This window comes from Paenibacillus sp. N22P23 (assembly GCF_059383735.1).
Genome location: NZ_JBXENT010000018.1, coordinates 1 through 21684, shown reverse-complemented (window position 1 = coordinate 21684; position 21684 = coordinate 1). Strand labels below are relative to the sequence as shown.

Below are 21684 nucleotides of genomic sequence, written 5' to 3'. Positions count from 1 at the left end.
CGTGTGGGACAAAAAGTAAACCCGGTCGGTCTACGTGTTGGTATTATCCGTGATTGGGAATCCAAATGGTACGCAGGCAAAGACTTCGGCGAATTGCTCATGGAAGATGTTAAAATCCGTGAGTACCTCAAAAACAAATTGAAAGATGCGGCTGTCTCCAAGTTCGAAATCGAGCGTGCAGCTAACCGCGTTAACGTTACAATTCATACAGCTAAGCCTGGTATGGTTATCGGTAAAGGCGGATCTGAAGTTGAAAACCTTCGTTCCGAACTGTCGAGAATCGCTAAAGGCAAAAAAGTGCACATCAACATCTCTGAGATCAAACATCCAGAACTTGATGCGATTCTCGTAGCTGAGAGCATTGCACAACAACTTGAGCGTCGGATCTCGTTCCGCCGTGCAATGAAACAATCCATCCAACGTACAATCCGTTCGGGCGCGAAAGGTATCAAAACTTCCGTTAGCGGTCGTTTGGGCGGCGCTGAGATTGCTCGTCAAGAAGGTTATAGCGAAGGTACAGTTCCACTTCATACGCTGCGTGCAGACATTGATTATGGAACAGCAGAAGCTGCGACAACATACGGCCGTATCGGCGTTAAAGTATGGATCTATCGCGGTGAAATCCTTCCAACTAAGAAGAAAGCTCCACAGGAAGGAGGCAACTAATCATGTTGGTCCCAAAACGTGTCAAACATCGTAAACAACAACGTGGTCATATGAAAGGTCGCGCAAAAGGCGGTACTGAAGTAGCCTTCGGCGAATACGGTCTGCAAGCACTTGAGCCTTCATGGATCACTAACCGTCAAATCGAAGCAGCGCGTATTGCGATGACTCGTTACATCAAACGTGGCGGTAAAGTATGGATCAAGATTTTCCCTGCGAAACCAATTACGCAAAAGCCTCTTGAAGTCCGGATGGGTAGCGGTAAAGGTAACGTAGAAAAATGGGTTGCTGTCGTAAAACCGGGCAAAATAATGTTCGAGCTTGCTGGCGTATCTGAAGAGATCGCACGTGAAGCAATGCGTCTTGCAGCACATAAACTCCCAGTCAAAACGAAGTTCGTGAAACGCGAAGAAGTGGGTGGTGAAGCAAATGAAAGCTAATGATTTCCGCAACCTAACCTCTGTTGAACTCGAACAAAAAGTCGCTGGATTCAAAGAAGAGCTATTCAACCTTCGTTTTCAATTGGCTACCGGCCAACTGGAAAACCCAACTCGCATCCGCGACGTACGTAAGGATATAGCTCGTGCCAAAACCGTTCTTCGTGAAAGAGAACTCGGAATCAGCAGCTAAACTGCGATTGTCCGTGAGCGATAACGAATGTATGGAAGGAGGATGAACATGAGCGAACGTAATGCCCGCAAAGTTCAAGTAGGTAAAGTCGTGAGTGATAAAATGGACAAAACAATCGTTGTTGCCATTGAAACTTACAAAAAACACGATCTGTACCACAAACGTATTAAGTACACGAGAAAATTCAAGGCGCACGACGAGAACAACCAAGCTAAGATTGGTGATATCGTTAAAGTCATGGAAACTCGCCCGCTATCCAAAGACAAACGGTTCCGTTTAGTCGAAATCGTTGAAGCTGCTGTTATTTTGTAAGAAATGCTTCCTAGTAAGCATTTTCCCGAAAGGAGGACGTTGAAATGATTCAACCATTTACACGTTTGGCTGTCGCTGACAACTCTGGCGCGAAAGAACTGATGTGCATCCGTGTGCTCGGTGGTACTGGACGTCGTGTTGGCCATATCGGCGATTTGATCGTCTGCTCCGTCAAACAAGCAACACCCGGTGGCGTTGTCAAAAAGGGTGATGTAGTTAAAGCGGTTATCGTGCGTACGAAACGCGCAGTTCGCCGTAAAGACGGTTCATACATCGCATTTGATGAGAACGCAGCGGTTATCGTAAAAGAAGACAAAAGCCCGCGCGGCACACGTATTTTTGGACCAGTTGCTCGCGAACTTCGCGACCGCGACTTCATGAAAATCGTATCGCTTGCTCCGGAAGTTATCTAAAAAGTACTTTGCGCATCCGCGCAAGCACGCAGGAGGTGTAACTCATGCCACGGTTGAAGAAAGTGTTGGAATCTCATAACAATAAATTGCACGTGAAGAAAGACGATACGGTAATGGTCATTACGGGCAAAGACAAAGGCAAAAAAGGCCGCGTTATTGCAGCGTATCCGCGCCAAAACCGCGTACTCGTCGAAGGCGTCAATATGGTGAAGAAACATGCTCGCCCTTCGCAAGCTAATCCGCAAGGCGGCATTATCGAGCAAGAAGCGGCGATTCACGTTTCCAATGTTATGCACATCGATCCTAAGAGCGGTAAAGTAACTCGGATCGGATATAAAGTGCTTGATAACGGCAAAAAAGTCCGGATCGCTAAGAAATCCGGCGAGGTAATTGATTAATTGACCTATACGGAAAGGAGGTCCACGTTACATGGCAGCAAGAATGAAAGATCGTTTCCTGAATGAAATCACTCCTGCTCTTATGCAGAAGTTCAACTATACAACAGTAATGCAAGTGCCTAAGATCGAGAAAGTTGTAATCAACATGGGTGTTGGTGAAGCTGTTTCCAACTCCAAAGTTCTCGATGTTGCTGTTGAAGACATGCGTTTGATCTCTGGTCAAAAGCCTGTAGTAACTCGCTCCAAGAAATCGATCGCTGGTTTCAAACTTCGCGAGAACATGCCGATCGGGGTTAAAGTAACATTGCGCGGTGAGCGCATGTACTACTTCCTCGATAAACTGTTCAATGTCACACTTCCACGCGTACGCGATTTCCGCGGCGTATCAAACAAAGCGTTTGATGGCCGTGGTAACTATACTCTGGGTCTGAAAGAGCAATTGATCTTCCCAGAGATCGAGTATGATAAAGTTGACAAAGTACGCGGTATGGACGTCGTCATCGTCACGACGGCAAAATCGGACGAAGAAGCTCGTGAACTGCTGACCCAAATGGGCATGCCGTTTACGAAGTAATCCACAGGAGGTGTAATACCAAGTGGCAAAAACTTCGATGAAGGTTAAGCAGCAACGTGCTCCTAAATTCAAAGTGCAGGCTTACACACGCTGCGAACGTTGCGGCCGTCCGCATTCCGTTTTGCAAAAGTTTAAAATTTGCCGGATTTGTTTCCGTGAATTAGCATACAAAGGCCAGATTCCTGGCGTTAAAAAAGCAAGCTGGTAATCAGCCTAGTTCGGGAAGGAGGTTTACACAATGGTTATGTCTGATCCGATCGCAGATATGCTTACACGCATTCGCAACGCAAACGTTGTGCGTCATGAGACCGTAGAAATGCCTGCTTCGAAAGTAAAGAAGCAAATCGCTGAAATTTTGAAACGCGAGGGCTTTATCCGCGATGCCGAGTATATTGAAGATAACAAACAAGGGATGATCCGTATTTTCCTTAAATACGGCCCGAACCAAGAGCGTGTAATTACGGGGCTGAAACGTATCAGCAAGCCGGGTCTACGCGTTTACACGAAAAGCACTGAAGTGCCTCGCGTATTGGGCGGCCTGGGAATGGCTATCATTTCCACGTCCCAAGGAATTATGACTGATAAAGAAGCACGCCAAGTTAAATCCGGCGGCGAAGTCGTCTGCTACGTTTGGTAATTAACTGTCACAACGATTGGAGGTGTAACAATGTCTCGTATTGGCCGTAAACCGATCCAAGTTCCAGGTGGCGTAAACATCGACTTGGACAACAGCTTGATCACTGTTAAAGGACCTAAAGGTACACTGAGCCGCGAACTCCACAAGGATATGAAAGTGGTTGTTGCTGACAGTGTAATTACAGTAGAGCGTCCTTCTGACAATAAATTGCATCGTTCCCTGCACGGTACAACTCGCAGCGTCATCGCTAACATGGTTAGTGGTGTAACTGAAGGTTTTGCAAAAAACCTTGAGCTAGTAGGCGTTGGTTACCGTGCAAACAAAACTGGCGAGAAAATCGTTCTTAACGTTGGTTACTCGCATCCAGTAGAAATTACTCCTGAGAGCGGAATCGAGTTCGATGTTCCATCGAACACGAAAATCACTGTTAGAGGCATCGATAAAGAACTCGTTGGTGCAACTGCTGCGAAAATTCGCTCCGTACGTGAGCCTGAGCCGTATAAAGGTAAAGGTATCAAGTATGAAGGCGAGCGTATCCTTCGTAAAGAAGGTAAAGCTGGTAAGAAGAAGTAAGCAGCTGCCTAGCGCTGCTTAATCGGATAGCTTCATAAGCACAAGGAAAGGAGTGTACAACGAATGATTACAAAAGGCGATAAAAACAAAGCACGTCTCAAACGTCACCTGCGTGTGCGTAAGAAAATCAACGGAACTACGCAGCGTCCGCGTCTCTCTGTATTCCGTTCCTCCAAACACATCTATGCACAACTGATTGATGATGTTCTAGGCGTAACGGTCGCTTCAGCGTCCACGCTAGATAAAGAAATTGCAGAACAATTCACCAATGGTGGTAACATCGAGGCTGCTCGTAAAATCGGCGAAGTTATCGCTTCTCGCGCTAAAGCGAAAGGCGTAGACAAAGTGGTTTTCGACCGCGGCGGTTACTTGTACCATGGAAGAATTCAAGCACTGGCTGATGCAGCTCGCGAAGCAGGACTTGAGTTTTAATCGATAATACTTATGAAGGAGGTAAGTCGACTTGCGTATCGATCCAAATACGTTGGAACTAACTGAAAAAGTAGTTCAAATCAACCGTGTAGCGAAAGTAGTAAAAGGCGGACGCCGTTTCAGCTTCAGCGCGCTGGTAGTTGTAGGTGACGGTAAAGGATATGTTGGCGCAGGGATCGGTAAAGCTGGCGAGGTACCGGATGCAATCCGCAAAGGTATCGAAGATGCTAAGAAAAACCTGATCCATGTACCACTTGTGAGAACAACAATCCCACATCAAGTGCTCGGACACTTCGGCGCTGGCCGTGTATTGCTTAAACCAGCATCAGAAGGTACTGGAGTAATTGCAGGCGGACCGGTTCGTGCCGTTCTTGAGCTTGCAGGTGTTGGCGATATTCTAACCAAATCGCTTGGTTCTTCAAACTCCATGAATATGGTTAACGCGACACTAGAAGGACTTTCCCGTCTGAAACGTGCCGAGGACGTTGCTAAACTTCGTGGCAAAACCGTGAAAGAGCTTTTGGGCTAAGGAGGAGAATACGATGGCAAAATTGCAAATCACTCTCGTACGCAGCCTGATCGGTCGTAACGAGAAGCAGCGTGCGACTGTTGCAACGCTTGGTCTTCGCAAAATTCGTCAATCGGTTGTCCACAGTGACAGCCCGGCTATTCGTGGCATGATCACTCATGTCAGCCACTTGATCAAAGTGGAAGAAGTACAAGCATAAATCGTCATTAATGGCGTAAATGATATACCGCTTCAACTGTATGCTTTCAAAGACGAGTTTTGCTGATGAAGCAAACTCGTACAGAAAGCAGCGTAAAACATTAAGGAGGTGCAACGTACGATGAAATTGCATGAACTTTCACCAGCACCGGGTTCTCGTAAAGAAGGTTTCCGTAAAGGCCGTGGTATTGGTAGCGGCAACGGTAAAACAGCCGGTCGTGGTCACAAAGGTCAAAATGCTCGTTCCGGTGGTGGCGTTCGCCCAGGGTTCGAGGGCGGACAAAACCCATTGTACCGTCGCTTGCCTAAACGCGGCTTCAACAACCCATTCCGTAAAGAGTATGCGATTGTGAACATCGATGAGTTGAACAGCTTTGCAGCTGGCACAGAGGTAACACCTGAGCTTCTGCTTGAGCAAGGTATCGTTAAAAACCCACAGAGCGGAATCAAGATCTTGGGTAACGGCGAAATCACTGTTCAACTTACGGTAAAAGCAAGCAAGTTCTCTCAATCTGCGGTAGAGAAAATCCAGGCTGCCGGCGGTAAAACCGAGGTGATCTAATTGTTCAAGACCGTGTCCAACATTTGGAAAGTGGAAGACCTTCGCAAGCGGATCCTGTTCACGCTGTTCATCCTGTTGATTTACCGTATCGGTTCCTTTATTCCGGTTCCTGGTGTCAACAAAGATGTATTTACACAAACGGATCAGGCCGGTTCTGAATTGTTTGGTTTGCTTAATACGTTTTCCGGTGGGGCACTGTTCCAGTTCTCGATCTTTGCGATCGGGATCATGCCTTACATTACCTCATCGATCATCGTACAGCTTCTGTCGATGGACGTTATCCCTAAATTCGCCGAATGGGCGAAGGAAGGCGAGAACGGTAAACGTAAACTTGCTCAGATTACTCGTTACGGTACGATCGTCCTTGGTCTAGTCCAAGGTTTTGGTACTGCAATTGGTTTTAACAGACAATATCAGTACGATATGATTCCTGGTGCAACGGTTACGGATTATATTATGATTGCGATAATTCTAACGGCAGGAACAGCCTTCCTCATGTGGCTCGGTGAGCAGATTACAGAGAGAGGCATCGGCAATGGGATCTCGGTCCTCATCTTTGCCGGTATCGTAGCAGCAATACCTTCACATGCGCGTTCGATCTACACAGCGGAGTTTGTTGATGCAAGCAACATCTTCCTTAGCATTATTAAGGTAGTGGTGATTCTAATTGCGATCGTCGCAATTATCGTCGGCGTTATCTTTGTACAACAAGGTATTCGTAAGATTCCGGTTCAATACGCTAAACGCGTCGTTGGACGGAAAATGTATGGTGGGCAATCCACTCACATTCCGCTGAAAGTTAACGGTGCAGGTGTTATCCCAGTTATCTTTGCGGTATCGCTCCTTATGTTCCCGGTTACGATCGCGAACTTCTGGTCGACACATGCATGGGCATCTTGGGTTCAAACTCATATGTACTACGACAAGCCGCTTGGCATGGTGTTGTACGTAATTCTGATTATCGCTTTCACGTTCTTCTACACGTTTGTGCAAATCAATCCGGTGCAGATGGCCGATCAAATGAAGAAAAATGGTGGTTACATTCCTGGGATTCGTCCTGGTAAACCGACATCTTCCTACATTACGCGCGTCATGTCGCGGATCACACTCAGCGGAGCGATTTTCCTATCGCTCATCTCGATCTTGCCGGTACTCTTCGGCACGCTCGCTGATTTGCCTCGTGATGTGAAGCTCGGCGGAACCTCGCTGCTAATCGTAATCGGTGTTGCACTGGATACGATGAAGCAAATCGAGACGCAATTGATCAAGCGCCACTACAAAGGGTTTATCAATAAATAACAATAGGTTCGCAAGCGGGCTTCCGCGCATCTAACTTGTGTGGCGGGACCCGGCCGAGCCTATTATGTTTAAAGCGAGGAACACGCTAATGAACATCTTATTCATGGGCCCTCCGGGCGCCGGCAAAGGCACACAGGCGGAACGTATCGTGGACACTTTCAGTGTCCCGCACATTTCTACTGGCGATGCTTTCCGTTTAGCAATGAAGCAAGGCACACCTCTTGGTCTGAAGGCTAAAGAATTCGTGGATCAAGGACTTCTTGTCCCGGATGAAATTACGAACGGCATCGTTCGTGAACGTCTCCAAGTTGAGGATTGTAATAGCGGCTTCCTGCTGGATGGATTTCCTCGCACACTGCAACAAGCTGAGGCGCTGGACGGGATGTTGGCTGAAATGGGACGCAGTATCGATCATGTTGTTAACTTGAAGGTTGACCGCGGTCTACTGCTTGCGCGTCTGACCGGTCGTCGCATTTGTAAAGCATGCGGCTCCACTTACCATGTTATGTTCAACCCGCCGAAGCAAGAAGGCGTTTGTGATAAATGCGGCGGTGAGCTATATCAGCGGTCAGACGATACGGAAGCAAAAGTAGGCACGCGTCTCGACGAATATATCTCCAAAACAGCTCCATTACTTGAGTACTACACAAGTAAAGCCGTTTTGTGCGAAGTAGACGGCGAGAAAGAAATCGACGAAGTGACAGCTGACATCGTAGGCTGCCTGCGGGGAACAGCAGAATGATCATTTGCAAATCCGAATCGGAATTGCAAGTAATGAGAATAGCTGGCCGAATTGTATCGGAGACGCATCGCTTGCTCAAACAAGCTATTCATCCCGGCATTACGACCAAAGAATTGGACGATATTGCTGAATCGTACATTCGCAGTCAGGACGCAATACCTTCTTTTAAAGGGTACAATCAATTTCCTGCCAGTATCTGCGCTTCTGTAAACAATGAGCTGGTACACGGTATTCCAGGATCACGCAAGCTGAATGATGGTGACATCATCAGCATAGATATTGGCGCACAGTATAAAGGGTTTCATGGCGATTCCGCTTGGACCTACGCTGTAGGCAATATTAGTGAAGAGTCCCAGCGACTGCTCGACATTACAGAACAATCGCTATATGCAGGGCTCACGCTCGTGAAACCGGATGTTCGTTTGTTTACCATCTCGCATGCGATTCAACAAGTGATTGAAGCTGCTGGTTTTTCTGTTGTTCGAGACTTTGTGGGGCATGGCATTGGTGCAGATCTGCACGAAGAACCGCAAATCCCGAATTTCGGATTACCCGATCGCGGACCTCGTCTAAAACCAGGAATGGTGCTGGCGATAGAACCGATGGTCAACATCGGTGAGCGATATGTGCGTACGCTGGAGGACAATTGGACAGTCGTTACACAGGATAACAGCTGGTGCGCTCATTTCGAGCACACGGTTGCCGTCACAGAGGATGGCTGCGAAATCTTAACCCTATCCAGGGAGCAGGCAGGTTGAGTGCATTGGAACACATGCCGGAGATCGGCCGTATAGTTAAGGTCCTTAAAGGAAAAGACGGAGGCTCATACGCCGTCATCATTCAGGTTCTGGATGAACGTTTCGTCCTTGTAGCTGACGGAGACAAGCGGCGCTTCGATCAATCGAAGAAGAAGAACGTACTGCATCTTCTGATGCAACCGGTCGTCAGTCATGAAGTGGCTGACAGCATGCGGGAAACCGGCCGTGTTACTAACGCTAAACTGCGTTATGTTATTCAGAAGGCTGTGCAAGGGAAAGGAGAATGACTATGGCCAAAGAAGACGTCATTGAAGTCGAAGGTACGGTCATCGAACCACTACCTAACGCCATGTTCAAGGTTGAACTTGAGAATGGACACCAGATTCTCGCCCATGTATCGGGCAAGCTCAGAATGCATTTTATCCGCATTCTGACGGGAGATAAAGTAGTCATTCAATTGTCGCCTTATGATTTATCTAGAGGACGCATTACCTATCGGAAGTAGGCCTTAAAGGTCTGCCGACGAAAGAATTCGGGAGGTAATCACAATGAAGGTTAGACCATCGGTCAAGCCGATTTGCGAGAAATGTAAAGTCATTCGCCGCAAAGGCAATGTTATGGTGATTTGTGAAAATCCGAAACACAAACAAAAACAAGGATAAGGAGGGATAACGATACATGGCACGTATTGCTGGTGTAGACTTACCGCGTGATAAGCGCGTTGTCATCGCTCTGACATACATCTTCGGTATTGGCAGAACGACTGCTAATAAAATTCTTAGCACAACCGGTATTAGCGAAAATACTCGCGTTCGTGATCTGACAGAAGATGAAGTCAGCCAACTTCGCGAAACTATCGACAAAACGGTTAAAGTAGAAGGCGACCTTCGCCGCGAAATTTCGCTTAACATCAAACGTCTGATCGAGATCGGCTGCTATCGCGGTGTTCGTCACCGTCGTGGTCTTCCGGTTCGTGGTCAACGGACGAAAACAAATGCTCGTACGCGTAAAGGTCCTCGCCGGACTGTAGCGAACAAGAAGAAATAAGAAGGAGGGATAACCGAAATGGCTAAACCAAAAAAAGTGGTTCGTACGAAACGTCGTGACCGTAAAAATATTGATACTGGCGTAGCGCATATCCGCTCGACATTCAATAATACGATCGTTACGATTACTGATCCGCACGGAAACGCGATTTCTTGGGCAAGCTCGGGTAACCTCGGCTTTAAAGGTTCCCGTAAGAGCACGCCGTTCGCAGCTCAAATGGCTGCTGAATCCGCAGCAAAAGCGGCAATGGAACACGGCATGAAAACTGTCGAAGTAATGGTTAAAGGTCCTGGCGCAGGCCGTGAAGCAGCAATCCGTTCGCTTCAAGCAGCAGGTCTGGAAGTTAACCTTATTAAAGACGTTACTCCAGTTCCGCACAACGGATGCCGCCCGCCAAAACGTCGTCGCGTATAGTCAATATTTGTGGTATCAAATGACTACAACTTGTGAATAATGGTTGTGAAGGTTTGCCATACTACATGATTAGACTACTTATGCGATAATGGTAACGGAGCGACGTTTTGAGGGAGGGTACTATTTGTGATTGAGATCGAAAAGCCGAAAATCGAAACCGTAGAACTAAACGAGGATGGCACGTACGGAAGGTTCGTAGTTGAACCGCTTGAACGTGGATACGGAGCAACGCTCGGGAATTCCCTGCGCCGGATCCTGTTGTCATCGCTGCCTGGTGCAGCGGTAACCTCTGTTCAAATCGATGGTGTACTTCACGAGTTCTCTACGGTTCCAGGTGTGATGGAGGACGTTACCGAAATCATCCTGAATCTCAAAGGCCTCTCGCTGAAAATCCATTCCGACGAAGAGAAGGTATTGGAAATTGACGCAGAAGGCGATGGCAACGTTACGGCTGGCGATATTCGCGCAGACAGCGATGTCGAGATTTTAAGCCCTGATCTTCATATCGCGACGCTGGCCTCCGGTGCACGGCTCCACATGCGGGTATTTGCTAATCGCGGACGCGGTTATGTGCAAGCAGATCGTAATAAACGGGAAGACCAACCAATTGGCGTCATTCCTGTAGATTCGATCTACACACCGATTACTCGTGTAAACTACTCGGTTGAGAACACTCGTGTTGGTCAAGTGACTAACTACGATAAACTCACACTTGAAGTTTGGACCGACGGAAGCATTCGTCCGGAAGAGGCTGTAAGCCTCGGTGCCAAAATTTTGACTGAGCATCTGGATCTGTTCGTTGGTTTGACTGACGAAGCGAAAGATGCTGAGATCATGGTTGAAAAAGAAGAAGACAAGAAAGAGAAAGTACTTGAGATGACGATCGAAGAACTCGATCTCTCGGTTCGTTCTTATAACTGTCTGAAACGTGCAGGTATCAACACCGTCCAAGAGCTGATCACGAAAACAGAAGAAGACATGATGAAAGTCCGTAACCTCGGACGCAAGTCTTTGGAAGAAGTTCAAGAAAAGCTCGAAGAATTGGGTCTTGGCCTCCGCATGGAAGAATAAAAAGCAGCGTAGACTAAAGGTCGATAGACTGTTTTAAGGAGGGGAAAATCGATGGCATATTCAAAATTGAGCCGTGACGCTAGCTCCCGGAAAGCATTGTTCCGTGACCTCGTTACTGACTTGTTCTTGTATGAGCGCATTCAAACGACTGAGGCAAAAGCGAAAGAGCTTCGTCCAATCGCTGAGAAGCTGATCACACTTGCAAAACGTGGTGATCTGCACGCTCGTCGTCAAGTTGCAGCTTTCGTTCGCCGTGAGTCACTGGTTGCTGGTGAGCAAGATGCAATTCAAAAATTGTTCTCCGAACTGGCTACCCGTTACTCGGAACGTCCGGGCGGATATACGCGTATTTTGAAACTAGGACCACGTCGCGGTGACGCGGCACCTATGGTTTACTTGGAACTGGTGGATCGCGCGTAGCAAGAAGAAACGGCTGGCGACATAACTGGCGCCCGCGAAAGTTTCTTTCGGAAAGGGTGGACCTTGCGGCCACCTTTTTTTGTTGCCCTTGATACCATGCATAAGGGGGACCATATGGGATGAAGAACATACGGATGGTTGTCAGCTATGTAGGAACGCATTATCATGGCTTTCAAACGCAGCCCATCGGAAATACGGTGCAGGATGTGCTTGTGCAAGCGATTCATGTGTTGACCGGTGAGAAAGTGCATATCGTGGCATCCGGAAGAACGGATGCAGGTGTTCACGCGAGGGGGCAGGTGTTTAATTTCGTCACCTCCTCGCCAATACCGATTGGACGCTGGGCGCTCGCCTTGAACTCTCGATTGCCGGGTGACATCGCCATCTTAAAGGCCGATGAAGTGCCGCTTGATTTTCATTCAAGCTACAGTGCGAAACGGAAGACGTATCGCTACTCCATCGATACCAATAAGTTTGCAGATGTCTTCGAACGGGATTACCGGTTCCATTATCCCATGCCTCTTCGCTTGCCTGAGATGAGGGAAGCGTTGTCCAAAGTGGTAGGCAAGCATGATTTCACTTCCTTTGCTTCGCAGCGTTCTACGAAGCGTACACATGTGCGAACGATCCTAGAGGCGAGAATCGAACAAGGCGAAGGGAAATTGGATCTATTTGTGACTGGTGATGGCTTTCTCTATAACATGGTGAGAATCATTGTGGGCACCTTACTATGGGTAGGGGAAGGGAAGCTAACCGTGTCTGATTTTGAGCATATTCTGGAGGCCAAGGACCGTACTGTGGCCGGACCGACAGCGATGGCTCACGGTCTGATGCTTTGGGAAGTTTCCTACGACGATTGACGAGTATTACCAGTGCTCAAAAGGCATAAAGCCTAAACAAATAGCTTGCACTTGTTAATCCTATGTTGTAGAATATAACTTGTGCTTTCTTAGTGGCTCTCCCACAGCCCCGACTGAGATTGCCAACCAACAGTAACACTTTTGAATGGAATCGAGCCGGTTAAAGCTGAAGGCTTGAGGAGACTTATAGTCGATTCGCCATTCACTATAACGGTACCGTAACATTATAAATTAGAACCAATGTTTGAATGAACAAGGAGGAACATCCATGCGCATTACCTATATGGCAAAGTCCAGTGAAGTTGATCGCAAATGGTTTGTCATTGACGCAGAAGGCAAAACGCTTGGTCGCTTAGCGAGCGAAGCTGCTAGCCTGATCCGCGGCAAGCACAAACCAACATTTACTCCACACGTTGATACTGGTGACTTTGTAGTTGTCATCAACGCGGAGAAAATTCACCTTACTGGTAAGAAACTTCAAAACAAAATGTACTACCGTCACTCCATGTACCAAGGCGGACTTAAAGTAACTCCGGCTCAGGACATGATCAAGAACAAACCAGAGCTAGTATTGGAGCAAGCTATCTACGGCATGCTTCCAAAGAATCGTCTTGGCGATAAAATGAAGATGAAGCTCAAAGTTTATGCCGGACCAGAACATCCACATCAAGCACAAAATCCAGAAGTTTACGAACTTCGCGGGTAAATAGAGGGAGGACAGTTTCATGGCACAAGTTCAATACTATGGAACCGGTCGTCGTAAACACTCTGTAGCACGTGTACGTCTCGTGCCGGGTGAAGGACGAATCATTATTAACAAGCGTGACTTGAATGATTACTTCGGTCTGGAAACACTGAAGCTAATCGTTAAACAACCGCTTGCTCTTACTGAGACTGGAAGCAAATACGATATCTTGGTTATCGCACACGGCGGCGGTATCTCCGGTCAAGCCGGCGCTATCCGTCACGGTATCTCCCGTGCTCTGCTTAAAGCAGATCCGGAATTCCGTCCAGCTTTGAAACGCGCAGGATTCTTGACTCGTGACCCACGTATGAAAGAGCGTAAAAAATACGGTCTTAAAGCAGCACGTCGCGCGCCACAATTCTCGAAACGTTAATATCGACTTACGAAAATGCCTTTCCTGTTTACAGGAAAGGCATTTTTTTCATGTTTTCAATTATTTAAAAATATTGAACAAATGAAGCAATCGACGTATAATTTAATGTAGATTAGTTTACTAGGAATTTGGATATGGAGGGGCATCAACATGAACTTGTTTGAAAAAGAGGCACTCATCAAGCAAAAAGCGGAAGAATTGGAAACCGCTACTCCCCAGGAGATTATTAAATTCGCTGTGGAAACATTCCCGAACATTACCTTTGCATGCAGCTTTGGTGCGGAAGATGTCGTACTTGTCGATATGCTGCAAAAAATTAGCCCTAAAACAGATATCTTCTATCTGGATACAGATTTCCACTTTAAAGAAACGTATGAGACACGCGACAAAATGGCGGATATCTACAGCCTTAACTTTGTAGAAGTGAAGCCTTTGATTACGCCTGAAGAGCAAGCTGCTCAATACGGTGAGGAGCTTTGGAAGAGCGCTGCGAATCAATGCTGTGATATCCGTAAAGTACAGCCTTTGACGCAAATTCTTTCCAAATATGAGGCTTGGATTACAGGCATTCGCCGTGACCAAGCTCCTACACGTGCGAACGCGAAAAAGATTGAATACGATACAAAGTTCGGATTGGTGAAATTCAATCCAATAGCGAACTGGACTAGTGAGGATGTATGGGATTACATTCGCACGAACAATGTGTACTACAATCCGCTCCACGACAACCATTATCCGAGCATCGGCTGTGAACATTGCACACGTCAGGTTATGCCTGGAGAAGATCCGCGTGCTGGTCGTTGGTCAGGTCAAGAGAAAACAGAATGCGGATTGCATAAATAAGAGGGGGATTTCAGATCATGAGCAGCATTAAGCCACATGGCGGCGTACTCATCAACCGAATCGCAAGCGGAGCTGAGCGCGATGCGCTGCTGGCAGAAGCGGCAGCATTACCGGTTATCATCGTAAACACATGGGCAGTTTCAGACTTAGACCTCATCGGAGTAGGTGCTTTTTCGCCGCTTACCGGTTTCTTGAATGAAGCCGACTATCGTTCTGTCGTTGAACGTATGCGTCTTGCTGACGGCACAGTATGGAGTATTCCAATTACGCTCGCTGTAGAAGAAGTGAAGGCTTCTGAACTGTCCACAGGGCAGCGTGCTGCGCTTGTAGGCGAAGATGGTATTGTTTATGGCCTTATCGATATTGAAAGCATCTACAGCGTTGATCTGAAGCATGAAGCAGTTAATGTCTATAAGACAGATGATATGGAGCACCCAGGTGTAGCGAAAACCTTCAGCCGCCCTAATACGTATGTTGGAGGACCGATTACGGTTCTTAACCGTCCGGTTCCTGAGAAGTTCAATGAGTTCTACTTTGATCCTTCTCAAACAAGACAGATTTTCGCGGATAAAGGCTGGCGCACGATCGTTGGCTTCCAAACGCGTAACCCGGTTCACCGTGCACATGAATATATTCAGAAGTGTGCTATGGAAATCGTAGATGCGTTGTTCTTGAATCCGCTGGTAGGCGAAACCAAATCGGATGATGTGCCTGCAAACGTACGGATGAAGAGTTACATCGCGCTGTTAGAGAACTATTACCCTGCTGATCGGACTTTCCTAGGCGTGTTCCCGGCGGCTATGCGTTATGCTGGCCCTCGTGAAGCGATCTTCCATGCGATGGTTCGCAAAAACTACGGCTGTACACACTTCATCGTAGGTCGTGACCACGCCGGTGTAGGCGACTACTACGGCACATATGAAGCACAAGATCTGCTTCGTTCGTTTACAGCGGATGAACTTGGCATTATTCCACTTTATTTCGAACACAGCTTCTTCTGCACGAAATGCGGAAATATGGCATCGAGCAAAACTTGCCCGCATGACAAAGAGAGTCATCTCACGTTGTCAGGTACAAAAGTTCGCGCGCTGCTTCGCGATGGTGTTTGCCCGCCACCGGAATTCTCACGTCCGGAAGTAGCAAAAATTCTTATTGAAGGCATGTCTGAACAACCTGTGAATTAAGGACAGGTTGCGCATAACAGGCCACCTCGTCCCATAAGATGATAAAGAGCACAGGACAGACTCCTGTGAACGATCATCGGATGGAGATTGGGGTGGCTTTTTGTATGCGCGGAGTTCGGAAACGTTTCGTCATCTGGATTACGTATCGCGGTGCTGTACGCATTTCCCTTGGCGTGGTGGCGGTTATACTGACTGTGATCCTGCTCACGCAGGAAGTGCCCGCTACACGCACCTGGACGTATTGGACGCTGCCATTATCCGGTAAAGTGATCGCTATTGATGCCGGACACGGCGGAGTTGATGGCGGTGCGGTCAGCAAGCAAGGAATGGTGGAGAAGGATTTGAATTTAGCCATCGCCTTGCAGCTTAGAGATTATTTGCAGCAGTCCGGAGCGATTGTTGTTATGACACGAGAAGGGGATTACGACCTGGCCGAGGAAGGTACATCGAAGATTAGCAAACGTAAGACGCAGGATTTAGTTAATCGTGCTAAGTTTGTAAAGGATAAAAACGCCTCTTTGTTACTCAGCATTCATATGAACAGCATCCCTTCCCCGCGTTGGTCAGGTGCACAGACGTTCTTCTATCCGAACTTACCGGAGAATGCGGTTCTTGCCTCTTTGATTCAAGATGAAATTCGGCGCAATCTGGCAAATACCGAGCGGGTAGCTGCAACTGTGAATACAGTATATCTGCTCAAAGCAATGGATGAAGTTCCGAGTGCCCTTGTGGAAGTTGGATTCTTATCCAATCCAGGTGAGGCGGCGAAGCTGGCTGATGCAGAGTATCAGAAAAAGGTTGCGGCTTCGATCTATCAAGGTGTTCTACGCTTTACTGCCGGTGAGAAATGGGGATCAGCTTCCGGCACGGAACCGACCGATCCTAAATAACCACGGCTTGGAACAGGGTCTTGGTCTTGTTATAATGGAACAAGTACATACACACACGTTGTTATAAGCATTCATTCAAGGACAAGAGGAGACGGTTGAACATGTTGACCCGCATAGAAGCTTTAGCGGTCGCCGAGTCTGCGGCGGCCCCATATATGGCGGAAGGTGCGATAACCTTCCGCGATGTGATGGTTAAGGAAGACCGTCACGTTTCCATGACGGTCCTTGGGGCAAGCGCGAGCGCTGAGCCCGCGCTCGAGGCTGCGCTGCGAGCAGCGCTTGCCGCCGCCGGGGCCGAAACCGCGCACTTCCGGTTTCGTGCCGGCGAAGGCGCGCCTGCGGCGCAGCAGCCCGCGGCAGCGCAGCCGCAGGCCGCGGCCAATGGCCCCGTACGTGGCCACGGGGCCGGGCTAGAGGCACATCCGCTGCTGAATAGCAGCAGCGGGGTGCAGTTCATCGCCGTCGCCAGCGGCAAAGGCGGCGTCGGCAAATCCACGGTGACCGTCAATCTCGCGGTCGCCTTAGCCCGCAAGGGCAAACGCGTCGGTATCATCGACGCGGACATTTACGGCTTTAGCGTGCCCGATATGATGGGCATCGAAGAACGTCCTCAGATCGTGAATGAGCGCGTCATTCCGATCGAGAAGTTCGGCGTACGCGTCATGTCGATGGGCTTCTTCGTAGAGGACAATGCGCCAATCGTCTGGCGCGGCCCAATGCTAGGGAAGATGCTCCGCAATTTCTTTGCTGAAATCGAGTGGGGCGAGCTGGATTATTTGTTGCTCGATCTGCCGCCGGGAACAGGCGATGTAGCGCTTGATGTGCATCAGATGCTCCCGCAAAGCAAAGAAATCATCGTCACAACGCCGCATGCAACGGCAGCATTCGTGGCTGCTCGTGCAGGGGCGATGGCGATTAAGACCGAACATGAAATCATCGGTATCGTCGAGAACATGTCCTACTTTGTAAGCAAGAGCGGTGAGCTTGAATATGTATTCGGACGCGGAGGCGGTGCAAGGCTGGCTGAATCGCTGAATGCAGAGCTGCTTGCTCAAATTCCGCTGGGCGCACCGGACAACCATCCGTCAGAGCCCGATTTTGCACCTTCGGTGTATAAAGCCGATACCGACAATGGCCGCATTTACCTGGATATCGCCGATCGAGTCATCGCGAAATGCGAAGCATAATAATCAGCTCCGTACGCATCGCATAGAACGCTAAAAAGCCAGTATTCCACACAACAATCGTGTGAGAATACTGGCTTTTTATTCTTCAACCTCCTTGATCACTCATGCCGCTGTCACCTTCGCCACCGCCTTCTCCTTCGCCACCACCTTCACCGCCGCCTTCTCCTTCTCCTTCGCCGCCGCCTTTATCGCCGCCTTCTTTTTCCTTCGTAACCTTCTCGTCCGGCTTAGGTTTAAGCTCTTCTTGAACGGCTTTCTTGAGAAGATCCAGAATTTCAAGACGGAATAGAGGATTTTGCATGGATTCCTGCATGAGCGTCATGGTTTGTTTCCGGTATTGGGTGCTCTGCAGCACTTCAAGGATCATTTTGTCCATTTCCGGAGTCTTCATCGCTTGAATGAGATCCTTTTGGTAACTAGGATCCTTCAGCAAATCCTTATGGATCTGTTTATTTTGCTTATTTACGGCTTTCGCAAACTCTCCTGCAAAGCGAGGATCAGTCATCAACTTCTCAATAACCTTGCTGTACTCCGGCGCCACCAGCGTTTCTTTGACTGCTAGCCGAACTTGCTCTTGATCCTGCACGGATAGCGACCGGATGCTGGAGCCGTTGTTACCGCTTGTGGCAGATGCCGATTCCTGAAGCGCTTTTTGCGCGTCCTCGGTTTTGAGTATGTCAATAACCATTGTCTTCATGTCTTTATAGCTGATGGGCTCGCTCGATGCGCTGGATTGCTGCGTACCACAGCTTGTCAGGCTGAATGTCAGGACAATGAGGGCACCAAGCCATGTAATTCGTTTAACCATGCTGTCAGTGTCTCCCTTCTGAAAAGCGACTATTGCTGTGTGTAGTATGCGACAATGTTCATCGTATTATCATGGAAGCAGCATGGCTTTTTGTATGGGACATGGTAAAATGAAGGGTAGTTTCAGGATATTCGGAAACGCTGGCGATAATCGCTTGAAACATACGGGATTCATCAATCTCAACAAACCTGTAGGAGTGGAAAATAGTGAACTTGCGTAAATTGTTTTTCTTATTTTGGAGTACGATGGCCGTTGGCGGCGTTGTAACAATCGTCGTCGGAAGTATCATGCAATGGACAGATGCTTCGTTTGGCTTTATGGGATTGGAGGCAGCTGGCTTTAATGCCGCCATGATGGCGCTTGTCGGACTTCTTTTCGGCGCATTCAGTCAAATGGGCTTCTTCGCTTACATGACCTTAAATTACATCGCTCTTAGCGTCATCCGCAGAAACTACATGTGGAATGCACTACAAGCGTATACGACGTTGTTTGCACTAGGCGGTATCGGCTACTTGCTGTACCAGGATCGCATGAAGTTGGATAACAATTGGATTTTCTGGGTGTTGCCGCTGGGTCTCGGACTTGCATCATGGGCAGTTGCCTACTACAAAGCCAAGTTAACGAACAATAATGCATTCATTCCGACGTTGTTCCTACAAGTTGTAGTTACACTGCTCGAAGCATGGCCAAGCCTTAGAGGCGAGGAAAGCAACGTAACAGCAATGATATTTATGATCATCCCAATGTTCGTGTGTAATGCCTACCAAATTTTGTGGCTGCACAAACTTGTGCGCAAAGAACAAAGAACCGGCTCCGCATCAGATGCGAAACCGGTCATATAAGCCGTAGCTGCTATTATTGTTCGGCTGAAGCATCCAGCTGCTCGAACATCGCTGTTTTATCCTGAACCGTTTTACCTTGAAGCTCGGTTTGGGCGATTAATTCCGATACCGTCACAAATTCATAGCCCTTGGAGCGCAGCTGATCGATAATGGCCGGCAGTGCTTCATGGGTTTGCTTCACGGAATCGCTGGCATGCATCAGAATGATATCACCGGGATGGGCTTTACCGACTACGCGATTGATGATTTTATCCGTGCCAATATTCATCCAGTCGAGTGAATCGGTGTCCCATTGAATGACTTTGTAGTTCATTTGCTCGGCAATACGAAGAACGCGTTTGTCAAAATCCCCATTAGGCATACGGATCAAGCTTGGTGTTTTACCGGTAACTTGGGTCAAAATCGTTTGAGCAGTTTCGATCTGGCTGCGAATTTCTTCATCACTGAACGTACTGTAGTTATCATGCTTGTGACCGTGACTGCCAATTTCATAACCGCCATCGACGATCTTCTTCACGATATCGGGATGGGTCTGACTCCAAGGCGAAGAGAGGAAGAAGGTGACGTTCTTCACGCCTTTCTCTTTCAAAACCTCTAGGATCGGCTCCGTTCGTTTCTCTCCCCAGCTGATGTCAAACGTTAGGGCAATCACCTTCTTATCTGTTGGAACGCTGTAGATGGCCGCAGGCTGATTGGGAGCAAACACAGTAATATTGTCTTTCTCCGCGTAAATAACGCCCGCAGCAAACAAAATACCTACGGTGACTAGAAAGTAACGCTTCAGTTTCCGTCCGTTCATTACATAAAACATATTCATTACAATTGCACTCCTCTCCAATAAGGGCTTGTTCTAGTACAATCTATGCTCGTACCAACAACTTATTCTTGTTATCCCAAAAACAGCCCAAAGAGGTGACGCCCACATATGTTTTCGCCAAGAGAAATCCTTCGACATTTGCAGACGATGCGCCATTACATCGCGTTCAGCACTATTTTTCTGTTAGCCGGCATCGTGGTAGGTGCAACTAATCCGGCATTAGACTCCTTTATCAACAGCCAGCTCAGTGGACTGAAGGGTGTCGCTGAAAATATTAACTCGAGCTCGCACCCGACCTTGTTCTTAATGTTGTTTATTTTCTTCAATAATGCCATTAAAGCCATTCTGGTCATGTATGTAGGTTCGCTGTTCGGGATCGTCCCCATTGCGTTCTTAGCCATTAATGGCATGCTGCTCGGTTACTTGGTTCACAAGACAGCGGAACAGGGCAATGAGGCTGTATTTACGATTGTGTTTAAGGGGCTGCTCCCGCATGGCATTATCGAGATCGCGGCTATTATAATTGCATGCGCGTATGGATTACGGTTCGGCAGAATGATGCTTCAGGGGCTCGGTACCATCTTTACGAAGCGTAAAGGCTGGGGGCAGGAGCTTGAACAATATGTCCTACGGACACTGCCAGTGATGGTTTTAATTGTGTTTATGTTGATTGTTGCGGCTGTAATAGAAAGTACAGTAACAGTTTGGTTGCTTGGTTAGTAATAAATTTCCAATTATTTGAGCATAACAATAAAGCGGCGTTTATCGTGTCATGCGATAAGCGCCGCTTTTTCTAAATTTCAGAACATGTAGGTACCGTTTCGTTTTACTGAAATTTGGATAATATGAAGTAAATTGTGCCGCTTTCTGGCGGTAATAGCAGTTTCTTCTTGTTGGCCGATGTTTTTTTGGCTGATTAACTAAAGGGGGCCACCAGCGGGTATGCTCGGAATTCTGTTCAACGACAAAGAATGTAAAGAACTCGACTACGTCCTACGCAAAGAACTTGACGAAATGCTGCTCGATTTGAACGATTCCCGGCTAGATGGCGATATCAAAACCGCGATTGCCAGACGTTACAAAGTTATTTTCCGCATGTATGCTCGGATTGCCTCCCCGAAAGAGCTCTCCCGTTATGCACTGAATATGCGTACATACCGCTGATATCAAGGGTTTTACAAGGGGTTATGAACATGTGGATAAAAAAATCAAAAAAACCCTTGCATTGTTTATAAAGCGTGTGATATATTAATCAAGTCGCCGCTGAGACACGGGCGATGAACGACGGAATTTGTTCTTTGAAAACTGAACAATGAGCGACCAGTCAAATGGTCATAAATCGCAGAAGTAACATTCTGCAAAGCTAGTTTTTTGAATGAGCTAACAAGCGATTTCTTAAAATGGCCAAGCCTTCGGGCTTACCACTTTTATGGAGAGTTTGATCCTGGCTCAGGACGAACGCT

36 protein-coding genes are annotated in these 21684 nt (G+C 47.7%); 34 read left to right on the top strand and 2 right to left on the bottom strand.

Going from position 1 to position 21684, the window contains the following annotated elements:
* Nucleotides 1-3: 3 nt before the first annotated feature.
* The 31 genes from rpsC (at nucleotide 4) to AC506A_RS30320 (ending at nucleotide 17754) form a co-directional block, all read left to right on the top strand.
* Nucleotides 4-666, top strand: coding sequence for a 30S ribosomal protein S3 (gene rpsC, locus AC506A_RS30470; RefSeq protein ID WP_495464742.1), 663 nt, complete (start codon nucleotides 4-6; stop codon nucleotides 664-666).
* A 2-nt stretch (nucleotides 667-668) separates the two neighbouring features.
* On the top strand, nucleotides 669-1103 hold the full coding sequence (gene rplP, locus AC506A_RS30465; protein WP_090986323.1) for a 50S ribosomal protein L16: 435 nt from the start codon (nucleotides 669-671) through the stop codon (nucleotides 1101-1103).
* Nucleotides 1093-1293, top strand: a complete 201-nt coding sequence (gene rpmC, locus AC506A_RS30460) for a 50S ribosomal protein L29 (protein ID WP_090583239.1) — start codon at nucleotides 1093-1095, stop codon at nucleotides 1291-1293. The genes rplP and rpmC overlap by 11 nt, the downstream gene beginning before the upstream one ends.
* Before the next feature lie 48 nt (nucleotides 1294-1341).
* Nucleotides 1342-1605 carry a 30S ribosomal protein S17 gene (gene rpsQ, locus AC506A_RS30455; RefSeq protein ID WP_090986321.1) on the top strand — a complete coding sequence of 88 codons (264 nt, stop codon included), beginning with the start codon at nucleotides 1342-1344 and terminating at the stop codon, nucleotides 1603-1605.
* 44 nt (nucleotides 1606-1649) lie between these two features.
* Nucleotides 1650-2018: a 50S ribosomal protein L14 gene (gene rplN, locus AC506A_RS30450; protein ID WP_090583243.1), complete on the top strand. Its 369-nt coding sequence runs from the start codon at nucleotides 1650-1652 to the stop codon at nucleotides 2016-2018.
* Nucleotides 2019-2062: 44 nt separating this feature from the next.
* On the top strand, nucleotides 2063-2416 hold the full coding sequence (gene rplX / locus AC506A_RS30445) for a 50S ribosomal protein L24 (RefSeq protein WP_091225566.1): 354 nt from the start codon (nucleotides 2063-2065) through the stop codon (nucleotides 2414-2416).
* Nucleotides 2417-2447: 31 nt separating this feature from the next.
* Nucleotides 2448-2990, top strand: a complete 543-nt coding sequence (gene rplE / locus AC506A_RS30440; RefSeq protein ID WP_090986316.1) for a 50S ribosomal protein L5 — start codon at nucleotides 2448-2450, stop codon at nucleotides 2988-2990.
* A 22-nt stretch (nucleotides 2991-3012) separates the two neighbouring features.
* Nucleotides 3013-3198, top strand: a complete 186-nt coding sequence (locus AC506A_RS30435) for a type Z 30S ribosomal protein S14 (RefSeq protein ID WP_090583249.1) — start codon at nucleotides 3013-3015, stop codon at nucleotides 3196-3198.
* A gap of 30 nt (nucleotides 3199-3228) precedes the next feature.
* On the top strand, nucleotides 3229-3627 hold the full coding sequence (gene rpsH / locus AC506A_RS30430; protein ID WP_090986314.1) for a 30S ribosomal protein S8: 399 nt from the start codon (nucleotides 3229-3231) through the stop codon (nucleotides 3625-3627).
* 30 nt (nucleotides 3628-3657) lie between these two features.
* Complete coding sequence (gene rplF / locus AC506A_RS30425; RefSeq protein ID WP_495464741.1) at nucleotides 3658-4200, top strand: 50S ribosomal protein L6; 543 nt, start codon at nucleotides 3658-3660, stop codon at nucleotides 4198-4200.
* Nucleotides 4201-4263: 63 nt separating this feature from the next.
* Nucleotides 4264-4632, top strand: a complete 369-nt coding sequence (gene rplR / locus AC506A_RS30420; RefSeq protein WP_495464740.1) for a 50S ribosomal protein L18 — start codon at nucleotides 4264-4266, stop codon at nucleotides 4630-4632.
* 31 nt (nucleotides 4633-4663) lie between these two features.
* Complete coding sequence (gene rpsE, locus AC506A_RS30415; RefSeq protein ID WP_495464739.1) at nucleotides 4664-5161, top strand: 30S ribosomal protein S5; 498 nt, start codon at nucleotides 4664-4666, stop codon at nucleotides 5159-5161.
* 13 nt (nucleotides 5162-5174) lie between these two features.
* Complete coding sequence (rpmD, locus tag AC506A_RS30410) at nucleotides 5175-5360, top strand: 50S ribosomal protein L30 (RefSeq protein ID WP_090583259.1); 186 nt, start codon at nucleotides 5175-5177, stop codon at nucleotides 5358-5360.
* A gap of 120 nt (nucleotides 5361-5480) precedes the next feature.
* A complete protein-coding gene (gene rplO, locus AC506A_RS30405; protein ID WP_090986306.1) occupies nucleotides 5481-5921 on the top strand; it encodes a 50S ribosomal protein L15 in 441 nt (146 codons plus the stop codon).
* The gene (secY, locus tag AC506A_RS30400; protein WP_495464738.1) at nucleotides 5922-7220 is read left to right on the top strand and encodes a preprotein translocase subunit SecY; all 1299 of its coding nucleotides are present in this window, start codon (nucleotides 5922-5924) and stop codon (nucleotides 7218-7220) included.
* Between the two features lie 88 nt (nucleotides 7221-7308).
* The gene (locus AC506A_RS30395) at nucleotides 7309-7962 is read left to right on the top strand and encodes an adenylate kinase (RefSeq protein ID WP_495464737.1); all 654 of its coding nucleotides are present in this window, start codon (nucleotides 7309-7311) and stop codon (nucleotides 7960-7962) included.
* On the top strand, nucleotides 7959-8720 hold the full coding sequence (map, locus tag AC506A_RS30390) for a type I methionyl aminopeptidase (protein ID WP_495464736.1): 762 nt from the start codon (nucleotides 7959-7961) through the stop codon (nucleotides 8718-8720). Before AC506A_RS30395 ends, map begins: the two co-directional genes overlap by 4 nt.
* A gap of 14 nt (nucleotides 8721-8734) precedes the next feature.
* Nucleotides 8735-9007: a hypothetical protein gene (locus tag AC506A_RS30385; protein WP_495464763.1), complete on the top strand. Its 273-nt coding sequence runs from the start codon at nucleotides 8735-8737 to the stop codon at nucleotides 9005-9007.
* A 2-nt stretch (nucleotides 9008-9009) separates the two neighbouring features.
* Nucleotides 9010-9225, top strand: coding sequence for a translation initiation factor IF-1 (gene infA / locus AC506A_RS30380; protein WP_015847200.1), 216 nt, complete (start codon nucleotides 9010-9012; stop codon nucleotides 9223-9225).
* Nucleotides 9226-9268: 43 nt separating this feature from the next.
* A complete protein-coding gene (gene rpmJ / locus AC506A_RS30375) occupies nucleotides 9269-9382 on the top strand; it encodes a 50S ribosomal protein L36 (RefSeq protein ID WP_003333770.1) in 114 nt (37 codons plus the stop codon).
* A 16-nt stretch (nucleotides 9383-9398) separates the two neighbouring features.
* The gene (gene rpsM / locus AC506A_RS30370; protein ID WP_091225571.1) at nucleotides 9399-9767 is read left to right on the top strand and encodes a 30S ribosomal protein S13; all 369 of its coding nucleotides are present in this window, start codon (nucleotides 9399-9401) and stop codon (nucleotides 9765-9767) included.
* Nucleotides 9768-9785: 18 nt separating this feature from the next.
* Nucleotides 9786-10181, top strand: coding sequence for a 30S ribosomal protein S11 (rpsK, locus tag AC506A_RS30365; protein ID WP_090986296.1), 396 nt, complete (start codon nucleotides 9786-9788; stop codon nucleotides 10179-10181).
* A gap of 126 nt (nucleotides 10182-10307) precedes the next feature.
* Nucleotides 10308-11252 carry a DNA-directed RNA polymerase subunit alpha gene (locus tag AC506A_RS30360; RefSeq protein WP_090986294.1) on the top strand — a complete coding sequence of 315 codons (945 nt, stop codon included), beginning with the start codon at nucleotides 10308-10310 and terminating at the stop codon, nucleotides 11250-11252.
* A 51-nt stretch (nucleotides 11253-11303) separates the two neighbouring features.
* Entirely contained in the window at nucleotides 11304-11672 is a 369-nt protein-coding gene (gene rplQ / locus AC506A_RS30355; RefSeq protein WP_090583277.1) for a 50S ribosomal protein L17, read from the top strand.
* Nucleotides 11673-11791: 119 nt separating this feature from the next.
* Complete coding sequence (gene truA / locus AC506A_RS30350) at nucleotides 11792-12532, top strand: tRNA pseudouridine(38-40) synthase TruA (protein ID WP_495464735.1); 741 nt, start codon at nucleotides 11792-11794, stop codon at nucleotides 12530-12532.
* Between the two features lie 268 nt (nucleotides 12533-12800).
* On the top strand, nucleotides 12801-13238 hold the full coding sequence (rplM, locus tag AC506A_RS30345; RefSeq protein WP_090986290.1) for a 50S ribosomal protein L13: 438 nt from the start codon (nucleotides 12801-12803) through the stop codon (nucleotides 13236-13238).
* 19 nt (nucleotides 13239-13257) lie between these two features.
* A complete protein-coding gene (rpsI, locus tag AC506A_RS30340; protein WP_258385872.1) occupies nucleotides 13258-13650 on the top strand; it encodes a 30S ribosomal protein S9 in 393 nt (130 codons plus the stop codon).
* Between the two features lie 150 nt (nucleotides 13651-13800).
* On the top strand, nucleotides 13801-14493 hold the full coding sequence (locus AC506A_RS30335; RefSeq protein WP_495464734.1) for a phosphoadenylyl-sulfate reductase: 693 nt from the start codon (nucleotides 13801-13803) through the stop codon (nucleotides 14491-14493).
* A 17-nt stretch (nucleotides 14494-14510) separates the two neighbouring features.
* On the top strand, nucleotides 14511-15677 hold the full coding sequence (gene sat / locus AC506A_RS30330; protein ID WP_495464733.1) for a sulfate adenylyltransferase: 1167 nt from the start codon (nucleotides 14511-14513) through the stop codon (nucleotides 15675-15677).
* 104 nt (nucleotides 15678-15781) lie between these two features.
* Nucleotides 15782-16567, top strand: a complete 786-nt coding sequence (cwlD, locus tag AC506A_RS30325; protein ID WP_495464732.1) for an N-acetylmuramoyl-L-alanine amidase CwlD — start codon at nucleotides 15782-15784, stop codon at nucleotides 16565-16567.
* A gap of 101 nt (nucleotides 16568-16668) precedes the next feature.
* Nucleotides 16669-17754, top strand: a complete 1086-nt coding sequence (locus AC506A_RS30320) for a P-loop NTPase (protein ID WP_495464731.1) — start codon at nucleotides 16669-16671, stop codon at nucleotides 17752-17754.
* Between the two features lie 85 nt (nucleotides 17755-17839).
* Here AC506A_RS30320 and gerD read toward each other — a convergent pair whose 3' ends face one another.
* Nucleotides 17840-18562 (bottom strand): spore germination lipoprotein GerD, encoded by a 723-nt coding sequence (gene gerD / locus AC506A_RS30315; protein ID WP_495464730.1) that lies wholly within the window; start codon nucleotides 18560-18562, stop codon nucleotides 17840-17842.
* 206 nt (nucleotides 18563-18768) lie between these two features.
* Between gerD and AC506A_RS30310 the strand changes: the two genes are divergently transcribed.
* The gene (locus AC506A_RS30310; protein ID WP_495464729.1) at nucleotides 18769-19404 is read left to right on the top strand and encodes a KinB-signaling pathway activation protein; all 636 of its coding nucleotides are present in this window, start codon (nucleotides 18769-18771) and stop codon (nucleotides 19402-19404) included.
* Nucleotides 19405-19417: 13 nt separating this feature from the next.
* Here AC506A_RS30310 and pdaB read toward each other — a convergent pair whose 3' ends face one another.
* Nucleotides 19418-20221: a polysaccharide deacetylase family sporulation protein PdaB gene (gene pdaB, locus AC506A_RS30305; protein ID WP_495464728.1), complete on the bottom strand. Its 804-nt coding sequence runs from the start codon at nucleotides 20219-20221 to the stop codon at nucleotides 19418-19420.
* Nucleotides 20222-20329: 108 nt separating this feature from the next.
* On the opposite strand from pdaB, the gene AC506A_RS30300 reads away from it, so the two are divergent.
* Both AC506A_RS30300 and AC506A_RS30295 read left to right on the top strand, forming a co-directional pair.
* Entirely contained in the window at nucleotides 20330-20941 is a 612-nt protein-coding gene (locus AC506A_RS30300; RefSeq protein WP_495464727.1) for a stage II sporulation protein M, read from the top strand.
* 222 nt (nucleotides 20942-21163) lie between these two features.
* Nucleotides 21164-21385: a hypothetical protein gene (locus AC506A_RS30295; protein WP_495464726.1), complete on the top strand. Its 222-nt coding sequence runs from the start codon at nucleotides 21164-21166 to the stop codon at nucleotides 21383-21385.
* Nucleotides 21386-21684 lie beyond the last annotated feature (299 nt).